We start from the raw sequence: 14,288 nt of genomic DNA on the forward strand, positions 1-14,288 counted from the left end.
TCATAAAAAAAAACCGACAAGTGATTGTCGGTTTTTTTTTATGAGTTTAGTTTTGTCAGACTGAACGAAGTCGAAGTCCCCACGCTGTGATTGGCTTGCGGGGCTTCGACTTCGCTCAGCCTGACAATATTGTATCTCAACTTTGTCAAAGTTTAAAACTTTGACAAAGCTTTTAAAATCTTACTTCTTTACAGGAAATTTCCAGTCAAATTCATCTTTATCATTGATGATAGCGCCAATCTCAAATTTCACCACTTCATCATACTCTGTTTGAAGAATAAACCAATTGTCTTCGTTGAAGTAATTTTCGAACGTATCAAAAGTTTCCTGATTGAATTTCGTAATACCTTTTGTTGCTAAATCTTTCTTCACATCAGCAATTTTTCTTCCGATTAATTTGAATCCGAAAATTTCTAGATCATTGCTTGAAGCTACAAGATAACCCAATTTTAAATCTTCTTCTTCATAAAATGTCAATCTGATTTTGTGTGCATTATAAACAAAAATCACATTATCATCTTCATCTTTATAATTTTTATCAGGTTTTCCTAAAGCAGCTGTTACATCATTCTGCTTCATTCCGAAAAGCAATTTATCAATTCCTGATTTTAAATTTATTTTCATATTTCGTTTTTCTTTATTTGAAATGCAAATTTCGTGAAGTTTTTTGTTGTTCCGCCACGAATTGCACAAATTTTCTTGAATTTTAATTTTGCTCTTTCTCAGGGTGATAATTACTAAAAGAAAAAAACTTAGCACCTCAGAATCTTAGAACCTCAGTACCTTTAATATTTCTTTTTATTCGGTTTACTCGTCATGTAAAAAGTAATTTTTCCTCCATTTATAAGATCTTCGTGCTTTAAGAAAGGTTTAGAAACTTCTTTTCCATTTAAAAGTACTTTCGAAACAAATACATTTTTATCCGATTGATTGACTGTTGCAACTTCAAACGTTTTTCCGTTTTCTAAGTTTAAAATTGCATTTTTTATCAGTGGACTTCCTAAAGCATATTCGTCAGAACCTGGCGCAACAGGATAAAACCCTAAACTGCTAAAAATATACCAAGCACTCATTTGTCCAAAATCATCGTTTCCGCCTAAACCATCAGTACCGTTTCTGTACATTTTTTTCAAAATCATTCTGATTTTATCTTGCGATTTCCAAGGCGAATCGGTCCAATTGTATAAATAAACAACGTGGTGAGAAGGCTCATTTCCATGAACATAGTTTCCTATAATTCCGTCTCTTGTAATGTCTTCTGTATTTTCAAAATATTTGTCAGGAAGATGCATATTGAATAATGAATCTAAACGAACTTTGAACTTTTCGTTTCCTCCCATCATTTTAATCATATCAGCAGGATCTTGAGGAACATACAAACTATAATTCCATGAATTTCCTTCAATAAATCCTTGTCCATGCGTATCAAGTGGATCAAATTCTTTTTTGAAAGTGCCGTCATTTAATTTTGGACGCATGAAACCTGTTTTTTCATCGTAAACATTTTTATAATTTTTAGATCTTGCGATGAATTCATTATAAATATTCATTTTTCCTAATTTCTTTGCAGCCTGCGCAATTGCCCAGTCGTCATAGGCATACTCTAAAGTTTTAGAAACCGAAGAACCATTTTTATCCTCTGGAACATATCCTTTATCCATATAAAATTCCAATCCATCGTAATAAGGTACTTTTGCAGTATTGACACAAGCTTGAAGCGCTTTTTCGGCATCAAAACTAATATTCCCTTTTACAATCGCATCTGCCACAACCGAAACCGAATGATAACCAATCATGCACCAATTTTCGTTGGCGTAATGCGACCAGATCGGCAACATTTTATGCACACTTTGATCTGAATGAGCTAACATTGAACTTACCATATCGGCGTTTCTTTTGGGCTGTACAATATTAAATAAAGGATGCAAAGCACGATAAGTATCCCAAAGTGAATAACTGGTATAATTGGTGAAGTTTTCCGCTTTATGCACATTCATATCTAGGCCTTTATAATTTCGATCCAAATCCATGTATTCTGTCGGGCCCAAAAAGGCATGATACATTGCCGTGTAAAAATTAACTAAATCTTCTTTTTGAATCGTTTCAACTTGAACTTTATTCAATTCTTTGTTCCAAACTTCCTGACTTTGTTTTTTTACCTTTTCGAAATCCCAACTCGGAATTTCTTTTTTCATATTTTCTAATGCTCCCGCTGAACTTACAGGCGAAAGCGCCATTTTAATTTTGATTTTTTCGCCTTCATTGGTATCAAAGTCAAAGAACAATTTTAGGTTTTGTCCTGCCATTTCTGGAAAGTTTTTTGTTTGATCAAATCTTCCCCAAAAACCTCTGTAAACACTTTTTTCTAGAGGTGCCTGTCCGTAACTTTTAATAGGTTTATTGAAAGACATTGCAAAATAAACCGTTCTAGTCCTCGCCCATCCGTTTGTTTGACGGTACCCCGTTATTAACGTATCATTTTCTATCCTTACAAAAGTCCAAACGTTTTTTTTATCATAATTGTAAATTCCAGAAGTCAAATCTAAAATAATATGAGCTTCATTAGACTTTGGAAAAGTATATTGATGCATTCCAACACGAGTTGTTGCCGTCAATTCTGCTTTAATTTTATGATCTTCTAGAAAAACGCTATAATACGCTGGTTCTGCTTTTTCTGTAGAATGTGAAAATGCTGATCTGTAACCCGACTGTGGTTTTGAAGCAATACCTGGATTTAATTGCAGTTTTCCTGTTGTTGGCATGATTAAGAAATCTCCCAAATCAGAATGTCCTGTTCCACTAAAATGAGTATGACTAAAACCTACAATCGTTTTATCTTCGTATTGATAACCTGCACAGTATTTGTAAACTTCACCATTATATTTTCCATTTAATCCGTAAGCGATTGTATCGGTTTCTGGACTTAACTGCACGCTCCCAAAAGGCACGGTTGCGCCAGGATATGTATGTCCCATTTTTGCTGTTCCAATCATTGGATCAACGTATTGGATTAGATTTTTTTGATCGCTGTTTTTTTTCTGTGCATTTGTAGAAATAGAAAAAGCAAATAACAATGCTCCAGCTACAAAACAAAAAGGAGTTTTTTGCAACATATTAAGAAAGTCTTTTTTATAATTATTTTTAGTTTAGAAAATTACAATAAAATTTAAATTTTAAACCAAATACATTTGAATATCTTTGAAATGCAAAAAAATAAACGCCTGATGAAAAAGTATATTTTACTTCTATTTTTAATTTACTCATTAACTGTATTTTCTCAAAAAACAGAAAGCTACAAGTTATCAAAAGAGCAAATTATTCAGAGAGAACTTAACGAAGTTTCAGATTTCCCGATTTACAAAGCAATTGAATTTCAAGATAAAAGCGGTATCTACGATTTAGTTTTTACCGAAAATCAAAAAACAATTTCCAAAAAAGATACTTTAAATACCAAAATTCAAGCAATTTGCGTTATGAATGATCATGGCGGTTTCTTAGAAAAATGGAGAATTAATGATTTACTAGAAGATTATATTCCGAAAGAAACTACGCTTTGGTTTTGGACAAAATATTGCAGTACAAAAGATCTTGATGGAGACGGTTATATTGATCCCGTTGTTGTTTATGGATCAAAAACTGAGTACGGAGAAATAAGACGTGTAAAGATTATTACCGTTTATAAAAATAAAAAATATGTAATCCGCGCTGTTGAATGTGATTTAGATGATTGCAGAAGTTTTAAAAAGGATCAAAATTGGAATATGCTTCCGCAGAAAATAAAAACTTACATCGATCAACTAGTTATAAGATTAAGAAAAGAACAGAATTTGCTTTTAAAAAATGGATAAAGAAATAATTGATAATTGATATTATTTTGAGAACTCAGATTTTATCCTTTTTAAATTTATTTTTAAATAGCATCTTTATTTGCCATGAAACTCCAAGAATAGCTCCGATTGCTCCTCCAGCGTAACTAAATTTATGCATTTCAGAAACTGCAATTAGATTTTTCACATTTTTAATTGGAAGAGGAAAACAACAAGTTGACTCTAAACTTGAAAAACCTAGAAATCCATAACATAATCCTAGTAAACCGATTATTATTGTTGTAAGCAACATTATAATAACTGCTTCACTAATACTTTTTATCATTTCTTTTGTATTAGAACTAAAAAATCCGATAAAACCAAAGATAAAACCTGCATATAAACCAATCCACCAAACAGTCCACACACCAATTATTGAAGCTGTTAATCTTGGTGTATTTCTGCCATATTCCACAAAACCAAATTTCTCAAACAGATATTCTGTAAAAAATTCTTCAGAAATTGTATACGTGAATTGATTGTGTAAAACTCCGAAAAGTGTAGCAATCAAAACACTTAAGAAGATAACACAAACAAAAACAAGTGCTTTTTTCATTTTACATTTTATTATAAATGAAAACTATTCGCTCATTTCATCATAACGCTCCGGAACTTGCGGATCGTAAAGTGGACATTTGAATTCTTCCATGACATCTACTAATTTATTCATGGTTTTTCCTTCTGTTCCGTAGCAGTCAATTTTTACACTTTGAGGTGTTGTAATAACTTGAAATGCACCTTTTCCTTTTGGATTTTTCCAGCTGTTTTCATCCACTCTTTCCCAATCCGAAAAGACCGAATTAATTCTGTTTACAATTACTTCAATTTCAAGAACGACTAAACCTTCTACTTCTTGTTGCTCTATAAGCGCTTCATAAACTTCCTGATTGTTCAAGTAGATTTCGTCTAGATATTTCCAAAAAAGTAATTCGTACATAGTAAAATATTTTTAAACCATATAAGTGATATAAGTCCATATTTAAAAAACTAAACTGAACTTATATCACTTATATGGTTATTTTTTTAATAGTTGAATGTTCCGTATTCGCTGGTAATAGTCAGTTTCTTCTCTTCTGAAGCCTCTACTCTACCTACGATTTGAGCATCTACATTGAAAGATTTTGAGATTTCAATAATGTCTTGTGCTATATTTTCAGGAACATAAATTTCCATTCTATGACCGCAGTTGAATACTTGGTACATTTCTTTCCAATCCGTTTTTGATTGCTCTTGGATTAACTTAAACAATGGCGGAACTGGAAATAAATTGTCTTTTATGATGTGTAAATCTTTTACGAAATGTAAAATTTTAGTCTGAGCACCACCGCTGCAATGCACCATACCGTGAATATCTTCTGGAGTATATTTATCTAAAATTTTCTTAATAATTGGCGCGTAAGTTCTTGTTGGAGAAAGTACCAATTGTCCCGCATTAATTGGACTATTTTCAACTTCATCAGTTAGGTTTACTTGTCCAGAATAAATCAATTCTTCTGGAACCGCTGCATCGTAACTTTCTGGATACTTTTTAGCCAAATATTTTCCGAAAACGTCATGACGTGCAGAAGTAAGTCCGTTACTTCCCATTCCACCGTTATAACCTTTTTCGTAAGTTGCTTGTCCAAAAGAAGCCAAACCAACAATTACGTCTCCTGCTTTGATGTTTGCATTATCTACAACATCTGCACGTTTCATGCGAGCCGTAACAGTAGAATCTACAATAATAGTACGAACCACATCTCCAACATCGGCAGTTTCGCCTCCTGTAGAGTGGATCGTCACTCCAAAAGATTTTAATTCGTTGATTAATTCTTCTGTTCCGTTGATAATTGCCGAAATAATATCGGCTGGAATTAGGTTTTTGTTTCTTCCAATAGTTGAAGAAAGCAAAATATTATCGGTTGCTCCAACACATAATAAATCGTCAATATTCATAATTAACGCATCTTGAGCAATTCCTTTCCAAACAGACAAATCTCCTGTTTCTTTCCAGTACATATAAGCCAAAGATGACTTTGTACCTGCTCCATCGGCGTGCATAATAAGACAGTGATCTGCATCTTGTGTCAAATAATCTGGAACAATTTTACAGAATGCCTGTGGAAATAAACCTTTGTCAATGTTTTTAATGGCGTTATGTACGTCTTCTTTTGATGCCGAAACACCTCTTTGTGCGTACCTTTTGCTAGAATCTGAACTCATGAAAATTAGTTTGTGTTGATGTGGTGCAAAGATAATCCCTTTTTTTAATTCTTTAGCTTATTCGAATATTTGATTCATAAAAAAATCGGCAGATTGGAATATCGCCGATTTTTCACAGATTAAATTATGTTGGTTATTGTGGTATTTCTTGTTTATTTTCTTTAAATTCTTGATTAAAATTAGAAAACTTCCTCAAAGTCAGTTGCACTACTAGTAACTATTTTTAAAAACAACACTTTCTTTTCGATGAAATGCAAATTATCTCGATAAATTACAAATACGCTTCAAAAATTTTACAAGAATAAAACTACTTATTTAAGTTTCCTAAAATTTTATTTCATAAAAAAAACCTGCCCAAACAGACAGGTTTTCAGAAAATTATATTCAATTATTTTGTAAATAATAGCTCTCTGTATTTAGTTAGCGTCCAACTTTCGTCATCAACCAATAGTTCTAATTTATCACAATGATTACGGATATCTTCAAAATATGGTTTTACTTTATTGCAATACGCTTCTGCCATTTTTTGAGCGTCAGTCAATTGATTGGCTTTTTTTCTTTCATTTGTCATAGCCAATACCTTTGTATTAATTCCTTCGATATGACCTGAAATTTCCTTAATCAAAGTAATCTGCTCTTTAGCGATAGTCTCAAACTCTTTTCCGAAAATTTCTTTTAATCCTTTAACGTTTTCAATTAAAGTATTCTGATAACGAATGGCAGTCGGAATAACATGATTTCTGGCAATATCTCCCAAAACTCTTCCCTCAATCTGAATTTTCTTAGTGTATTCTTCCAATTCAATTTCGTAACGTGCTTCGGCTTCAACGTGGTTAAAAATTCCTAATTCTTCAAACAAATCCAAAGCTTGTTTAGAAACTTTAGCTTTTATAGCTTCCGGAGTAGTTTTAAAATTGCTTAAACCTCTTTTTGCAGCTTCTTTTTCCCATGCATCGCTATAACCGTCACCTTCAAAAAGAATTTTCTTAGACTGTTTGATGTATTCTCTTAAAACATTAAAAATAGCATCGTCCTTTTTCATGTCTTTATTCTCAATCAGATTCTCGACTTCATTTTTAAAATCGATCAATTGTTTTGCAACGATTGCATTTAAAGTTGTCATTGCGTTTGAACAGTTTGAATTAGAACCAACAGCTCTAAATTCAAATTTATTTCCTGTAAAAGCAAATGGAGAAGTTCTGTTACGATCTGTGTTATCTAATAATACGTCTGGAATTTTACCTACAACATTCAATTTCAAATCTGTTTTTTCTTCAGGAGAAAGTTTTCCAGTTGTTACACTTTCTAATTCAAGTAAAACTTTTGACAATTGTGCTCCAATGAAAACAGAAATAATAGCTGGCGGTGCTTCATTTGCTCCTAACCTGTGGTCATTACTTGCTGTTGCAATTGAAGCTCTTAATAAAGTTTCATAATCATTAACCGCTTTTATGGTATTAATAAAGAAAGTCAAAAATTGTAAATTGCTCATTGGCGTTTTACTTGGACTCAACAAGTTAACTCCAGTATCTGTAGCCAATGACCAGTTATTGTGTTTTCCTGAACCGTTTACTCCTTTAAATGGTTTTTCATGAAATAACACTTTAAAATCGTGACGCTCTGCCACTCTCTGCATCACATCCATTAATAAAGAGTTGTGGTCTACTGCTAAATTAGTTTCCTCAAAAATTGGTGCCAACTCAAACTGATTTGGTGCCACTTCATTATGACGTGTTTTTACCGGAATACCTAGCAACATACATTCCTGCTCTAAATCTCTCATATAAGTAAGAGCGCGAGTTGGTATAGATCCGAAATAATGGTCGTCTAATTGCTGTCCTTTTGCAGAAGTGTGTCCTAATAAAGTTCTTCCTGTCATCATTAAGTCTGGACGCGAATTTGCCAAAGCTTTATCAATCAAGAAATATTCTTGCTCCCATCCTAAAGTAGCCGTTACCTTTTTTACGTTTTTATCAAAATATTTACAAACTTCTGTCGCCGCTTCGTCAATTGCAGATAATGCTCTTAATAAAGGAATCTTATTATCTAAAGCTTCACCTGTATAGGCAATAAAAACGGTCGGAATACATAAAGTAGTACCATATATAAATGCTGGAGAAGTTGGATCCCAAGCGGTATAACCTCGAGCTTCAAACGTATTTCTGATTCCGCCATTAGGAAAACTAGATGCATCTGGCTCTTGTTGTACCAATTGCGCTCCGCCAAATTTTTCTACAGGATCACTTCCATCATAAGAAGTATCAAAAAAAGCATCGTGTTTTTCTGCTGTTGTTCCTGTTAAAGGCTGAAACCAGTGTGTATAATGTGTAACTCCTTTTGCCAATGCCCATTCTTTCATTCCCATGGCAATGTAATCTGCCAGTTTCCTGTCAATTTTAGTTCCATGCTGAATAGCATCTCTTACTCCTTTTAAAGCATCCGAAGTTAAATATTGCTTCATTGCTTTTTCATTAAACACATTTGAACCAAAAAGATTCGATTTTCTATCAATTTCTTCAAAGTGAACCGGCTTTCTGTTAGAAGCTTCTTGTAAAGCTTGGAAACGTAATGTTGACATGGTTATCTATATTTTAAATTCGTAATAATTTTCATTAAAAAAATGAGGAACAAATATAAACAATAAATAAGCCTGTTTTGAATATAAATTTTAGATTTTTGAACTACAATTTTTCAATAGAATATGCTTTTTTCGAAGAATAATGAATACAAAGCAAATAAATATAACAAAACTGTGCGGTAATATTGATTAAATAAACATTTTTTCATAATTCCTTAACTCAGAAACTCAAAAAAGTGCCGTAATTATTACGAATTTATTTTTTTAACCTCACTAAAATTGCTTTTTTTAAAATATACCCCTGCCAAAATTGCGCTTATCCAAAAAATTATACTTAGATAAACAAAATAGCCCCCTAATTTTTAGGACTAAAAAAATAAATCTATATTTGACCCAACGAAAAAAAAACAAAAAAATTAATTTATATTATTATGGCTAAAATTAAGTTAGAGTACATTTGGTTAGATGGATATGAACCAACTCAAAATCTTAGAAGTAAAACTAAAGTTGAAGAGCACGAAAACTTCAAAGGAACATTAGAAGAACTTGGAAACTGGTCATTTGATGGTTCGTCAACTAAACAAGCTGAAGGTGGTTCTTCTGACTGTCTTTTAGTTCCTGTTGCAATTTATCCAGATCCAACTCGTATCAATGGATACTTAGTAATGTCTGAAGTTATGTATGCTGACGGAACTCCACACCCTTCTAACGGAAGAGCTACAATTGATGATGATAATGATGATTTTTGGTTTGGTTTCGAACAAGAGTATTTCATCATGGATACTAAAACTCAACTTCCACTTGGTTTCCCAGTTGGAGGATATCCTGCTCCACAAGGAATGTACTACTGTTCAGTAGGTGGAAAAAACACACACGGAAGAAAATTAGTTGAAGAGCATGCTGATTTATGTATCGCTGCTGGAATCAACTTCGAAGGAATCAATCAAGAGGTTGCTTGTGGACAATGGGAATTCCAATTATTCGCTAAAGGTGCTAAAAAAGCTGGAGACGAAATCTGGGTTGCTCGTTACCTATTAGACCGTTTGACTGAGAAATATGGTTACTATATCGAATATCACCCAAAACCTCTAGGAGATACAGACTGGAATGGTTCTGGAATGCACGCTAACTTCTCTAACGAAGTATTAAGAACGTGTGGAGACCAAGCAACTTACGAAAGAATTTGCGAGGCTTTCCGTCCTGTTACTGCAGAGCACATCGCAGTTTACGGAGCTTACAATGACCAACGTTTAACTGGTAAACACGAAACTGCTTCTATCCACGATTTCTCTTATGGAGTTTCAGACAGAGGATGTTCTATCAGAATTCCTTTGATGACTGTTCAAAAAGGATGGAAAGGATGGTTGGAAGACAGAAGACCAGCTTCAAACGGAGACCCTTACAAAATTGCTGCTAGAATTATCAAAACTGTTAAATCAGCGCTATAATTTTAAGCTTACAATATATTCTAAAAATGCCAGCATTATTTGCTGGCATTTTTTTTTACCCAATTAAGTCTCATATTGAACAGGACTGAAGTCCAGCCCTACAATATAAATCAAACTTAAGGTTCTTTACAATTTAGAACGAAAGTCAAAGGCTCTTCACAGTTTCGAAGAAACGAAATATATTGTAGAGCTGGACTGGAGGCCAGATTAAATAAAAATATATCAAATAAAAAACATATAACTCTGTAATAATTAACATTTTACAAATAACAAATATTCCTTAATTTTAAAGGTAAATTTAATTTTTAAGTTAAACTTCAAAACTTATCTTTGTATATCATTTAAAAAATTCATTATGATAGTCTGGACTCTCTTTTTACTTGCTGTAGTTTTTATTCTTGCTTTAGATCTTGGTGTCTTCAACAAAACACCTCATATTATTAGCACCAAAGAAGCCAGCAAATGGACTTTAATCTGGGTAACTTTATCGTTTCTTTTTTCTGGTGTAATTTATTGGTTATACACCACAGATTATATAGAAAATCCTGACGGTTTAAAACCTGCAGTAGCTTCAATGAAGTTTATTACAGGCTACTTGATTGAACTTTCTTTAAGCGTAGATAATATTTTTGTAATTGCCATCATTTTTGCTTCATTCAAAATCCCGCAAAAATACCAGCATCGTGTTTTGTTCTGGGGAATTCTGGGAGCGATTGTTTTCCGTGGTTTAATGATTTTCTTTGGAGTAATGTTAATAAACAAATTTGCATGGACCACTTATATATTTGGATTGTTCCTGCTTTTCACTGCAGCAAAAATGTTGTTCTCTGGCGAAGACGAAGATTTCCACCCGAAAGATTCTTTTGTATACAAAACTTTAGGAAAAGTTATTCCGATTACCTCAGAAATGGACGGAGAGAAATTTTTTATTTCAACAAGCACAGCAAAAAAAGCGGCAACTCCATTATTTGTAGCTTTAATTGTTATTGAAGTTATGGATGTTTTATTTGCAGTAGACAGCGTTCCGGCAATTCTTGCTATCACCAAAGATCCGTTTTTGGTATTCAGTTCTAATATTTTTGCGATTCTAGGATTACGTTCTATGTATTTCTTCCTAGCAAATATGTTGGCAAAATTCAGTTATTTAGAATACAGCTTGGTTGCTATTTTAGCTTTCGTTGGATTAAAAATGTTATTACACGATTGGATTCACGTACCAGAATGGGCTTCTTTAGGTTTTATTGCTTTATCTCTATTAGTTGGAATTTTGGTTTCACTGAAATTTGGAGAAGAAAAAGTTTTGACAGATTCTGATTCTGATAAAGAATAAGTTTCTCAAAAAAATAAACATAAAAAAAAGGAAATCTTTCGATTTCCTTTTTTTTATGTTTATTTTATAAAATTATTTAACCTTCAATTCTTTCACTTTACTATCATCAATACCATACTTAGCAATTACAGCATTATAATCTGAATAATCTGCTTTATTAACAGACTTAGCAGCACCAGTAACATATCCAGGAATAATTACAATTCTAAATGTTTGATTCAACTTATATTGATTATCAACTGTTGCTAAATCATTCCCATCCATATAAATACTAACATCGTTAACCGTAAAATTGAAATTATAACCAAAATTCAACGTTCCATTAGCAAAATAGTATAACTCTGGCGCCATTTTCCACACAGGGGCTCCACCATCAGTCCCGTCTTGACGATAAACTAATATCATATCACCAGGAAAAATTGAAGGGTTCAAATCAATAATTGGATTATAATCATTTTGAGGCGTAAATGACACGCCTCTAACTTGAAAAACTTCAGGAATTGTATCATTATCGACATCATCATCGTTTGAGCAGCTCGAAAACGCCATTAGACCAGCAACAGCGAATAGTGTAAGTATCTTTTTCATAAACTTGTTTTTTTAAGGATTATACTATAAAGATATTCCAAAAATCAAACCAAAAAAAGTGATTCGGTTTATTTTATGTAAAAAAACAATTTATTTTTTCGCAGTCACCTGATTTTTAAGGAGTATTTTATTAAAAAATAAAACATGGTATGGAAGAGAATTTTCCCAATAATCCCAAGTATGCGCTCCTGGACGTTCGGTATAATCGTGATCTACTTTATTATAAACTAATCTTCTGTGCAATTCACGATTAGGTTCAATCAAAAAATCATCAACACCACAATCTATTATCAGAGGAAGCTTATTGGTTTTTAATTTATCCGCCATTCTTAAAACAGAATTTTGCTCGTATAAATCTGTATTTCCACTTTTATCTCCAAAAACAGGTTGCATTAATTTTACAATTTGAGCCGAAGAATCTCTATTGAGCATTGTACTCATATCTACTGCGCCACTCATACTTCCTGCCGCACAAAACAATTCTGGATGTCTAGCCGATAAATACAATGCACCGTGACCGCCCATTGAAAGCCCAGTGATTACTCTTCCGCTTCTATTGGCAATCGTTTTATACGTTTTATCTACTTTCTGAATTACTTCTTGAGTAATAAAAGTCTCAAACTGACTTTCTTTATTTACAGGACTATCAATATAAAAACTAAAAGTCTCGCCTTCTGGCATCACAATAATCATATTATATTGGTCTGCAAGATTATGAACTAATTTTTTATTTGGAGTATTTTTAAGCCAATCGCTAAAATGTCCGTAAGCTCCGTGCAATAAATACATTACCGGAAAAGTGGCTTTGCTTTTAGCATAAGAATTTGGCAAAACTACCGCAGCTTTGTAGGTTTTACCCATTGCGGCGCTGGCAACTTGTAAAGTGTCTACTTTTGCGGCATATGTCATGGTGGTAAGACAAAGCAAAAAGGCAGACAGCAGCATTTTAAATTTTTTCATTTTATGTTTTTTTTCTGATTAGGGAATGTAAATATAACTTTTTTCAGAATAGAACATATGAAAAATCCGACCTGCTTTTTATGCCACGAATTGCACTAATTTCCACTAATTAATTTAAACAATCGTCATAGTAAAATAATAACATTCTCCTAATAAAAAAATCCGATCAGCTTTTGACTGATCGGATTTGTAAAATTTTCTTTTTAGTGAATTACACAAATCAATTAGTGGAAATTAGTGTAATTCGTGGCAACACAAAAATTAACTGATTATAATCTTGTGTTCGTGTCGATATTGCGAAGCACTTTTTCCTGTGTATTGTTTAAACGATTTACTGAAATGGCTAAAATTATTAAAACCACTTTCGTAACAAACTTCGTTAATACTCATTGGTTGTTCTGCCAAAAGCTTAGAAGCGTGTACCAATCGATATTCGTTTACAAATTCTGTAAATGTTTTATTGGAAATCTTTTTGAAATAACGACAAAACGAAGGTGTTGTCATACTTACCAGACTAGAAACCTCATCTATCGAAATAGATTCCTGAAAATGATCTTTCACATAATTAAAAACTACATTAATACGATCGTTATCTTGGGTTTGTAATTCTAACGAAAATCCGTCTGCGTTTAAAATGGTGTAATCCTCTGCCGATTCTAATTCGTCCAAAACACTTAAAAGTGTCATAAGACGTTGAAATGGAGGTTCATCTTCCATCATTTCAATTTTTTTTCCAATACGTTTTTTTGTCTCGCCGCCAAAAGCAATTCCCCCTTTGGCCTGATTCAAAATATTTTGAACTCTTCTCATTTCTGGAGCAACAAAAAAATCGCTTCCTAAAAATTCAGGTTTTATATGAATAACAGTTTCTGTTGTATTTCCTGTTTGTTCATTTGTAAATCCGCAATGCGGTAAATTAGCTCCTATTAAAAGTAAACTACCATTGGTATAATAAGAAACATGGCTTCCTATTTGTCTCTTTCCCGCCCCACCATTTATATAAACCAACTCAATCTCTGGATGATAATGCCATAAATGAGCTTTGCTATTGGTCTTTTCGGCGTGTTTAGCGTAAGTAAAAGAACTTCCGTATGAGTTAGTTATCACTTCAAGAGCTGGGGCAATAGTCTTCATGATAATTTCTTTAAAAAATAATACCAAATTTAACAAAAACACCTAAAATAATTTAAATTTTAACCTATAACGGTTTCGTAAATGAGGATTTTGCATTAAAATCGACCATTTTATACTAATGATTTTACATCAAAATCGGCTTTTTTTTTGGGTCTCGTTTTTTTCTTCGTATTTTTTTTGAT

At 32.8% G+C, this 14,288-nt stretch carries 12 protein-coding genes; 3 read left to right on the forward strand and 9 right to left on the reverse strand.

Annotated features, from left to right (window positions below):
• Positions 1 to 180 precede the first annotated feature (180 nt).
• The gene (locus LL966_RS08890; protein WP_229352522.1) at positions 181 to 624 is read right to left on the reverse strand and encodes a hypothetical protein; all 444 of its coding nucleotides are present in this window, start codon (positions 622 to 624) and stop codon (positions 181 to 183) included.
• Between the two features lie 161 nt (positions 625 to 785).
• Positions 786 to 3,113 carry a GH92 family glycosyl hydrolase gene (locus LL966_RS08895; protein ID WP_229352525.1) on the reverse strand — a complete coding sequence of 776 codons (2,328 nt, stop codon included), beginning with the start codon at positions 3,111 to 3,113 and terminating at the stop codon, positions 786 to 788.
• A 111-nt stretch (positions 3,114 to 3,224) separates the two neighbouring features.
• Between LL966_RS08895 and LL966_RS08900 the strand changes: the two genes are divergently transcribed.
• Positions 3,225 to 3,848 (forward strand): M949_RS01915 family surface polysaccharide biosynthesis protein, encoded by a 624-nt coding sequence (locus LL966_RS08900; protein WP_229352526.1) that lies wholly within the window; start codon positions 3,225 to 3,227, stop codon positions 3,846 to 3,848.
• Between the two features lie 34 nt (positions 3,849 to 3,882).
• On the opposite strand, the gene LL966_RS08905 is transcribed toward LL966_RS08900, so the two are convergent.
• The 4 genes from LL966_RS08905 to LL966_RS08920 form a co-directional block, all read right to left on the reverse strand.
• The gene (locus tag LL966_RS08905; RefSeq protein ID WP_229352528.1) at positions 3,883 to 4,422 is read right to left on the reverse strand and encodes a hypothetical protein; all 540 of its coding nucleotides are present in this window, start codon (positions 4,420 to 4,422) and stop codon (positions 3,883 to 3,885) included.
• Between the two features lie 24 nt (positions 4,423 to 4,446).
• Positions 4,447 to 4,803, reverse strand: a complete 357-nt coding sequence (locus LL966_RS08910; RefSeq protein ID WP_229352529.1) for a hypothetical protein — start codon at positions 4,801 to 4,803, stop codon at positions 4,447 to 4,449.
• Positions 4,804 to 4,889: 86 nt separating this feature from the next.
• Positions 4,890 to 6,068 (reverse strand): AIR synthase related protein, encoded by a 1,179-nt coding sequence (locus LL966_RS08915; RefSeq protein WP_229352530.1) that lies wholly within the window; start codon positions 6,066 to 6,068, stop codon positions 4,890 to 4,892.
• Between the two features lie 388 nt (positions 6,069 to 6,456).
• Entirely contained in the window at positions 6,457 to 8,646 is a 2,190-nt protein-coding gene (locus LL966_RS08920; RefSeq protein ID WP_229352531.1) for a glutamine synthetase III family protein, read from the reverse strand.
• Between the two features lie 431 nt (positions 8,647 to 9,077).
• Here LL966_RS08920 and LL966_RS08925 point away from each other — a divergent pair, with 431 nt between their 5' ends.
• Together LL966_RS08925 and LL966_RS08930 are read left to right on the forward strand one after the other, a co-directional pair.
• Positions 9,078 to 10,094 carry a glutamine synthetase beta-grasp domain-containing protein gene (locus tag LL966_RS08925; protein WP_229352532.1) on the forward strand — a complete coding sequence of 339 codons (1,017 nt, stop codon included), beginning with the start codon at positions 9,078 to 9,080 and terminating at the stop codon, positions 10,092 to 10,094.
• 355 nt (positions 10,095 to 10,449) lie between these two features.
• Complete coding sequence (locus LL966_RS08930; RefSeq protein WP_229352534.1) at positions 10,450 to 11,424, forward strand: TerC family protein; 975 nt, start codon at positions 10,450 to 10,452, stop codon at positions 11,422 to 11,424.
• A 72-nt stretch (positions 11,425 to 11,496) separates the two neighbouring features.
• Here LL966_RS08930 and LL966_RS08935 read toward each other — a convergent pair whose 3' ends face one another.
• From LL966_RS08935 to LL966_RS08945, 3 genes are all read right to left on the reverse strand, one after another.
• Entirely contained in the window at positions 11,497 to 12,012 is a 516-nt protein-coding gene (locus tag LL966_RS08935; RefSeq protein WP_229352536.1) for a hypothetical protein, read from the reverse strand.
• Positions 12,013 to 12,102: 90 nt separating this feature from the next.
• Entirely contained in the window at positions 12,103 to 12,972 is an 870-nt protein-coding gene (locus tag LL966_RS08940) for an alpha/beta hydrolase (RefSeq protein ID WP_229352537.1), read from the reverse strand.
• A gap of 261 nt (positions 12,973 to 13,233) precedes the next feature.
• The gene (locus LL966_RS08945) at positions 13,234 to 14,106 is read right to left on the reverse strand and encodes an AraC family transcriptional regulator (RefSeq protein ID WP_229352538.1); all 873 of its coding nucleotides are present in this window, start codon (positions 14,104 to 14,106) and stop codon (positions 13,234 to 13,236) included.
• Positions 14,107 to 14,288: the final 182 nt, after the last annotated feature.

The sequence above is a fragment of the Flavobacterium chungbukense genome (assembly GCF_020805785.1).
GTDB lineage: Bacteria > Bacteroidota > Bacteroidia > Flavobacteriales > Flavobacteriaceae > Flavobacterium > Flavobacterium chungbukense.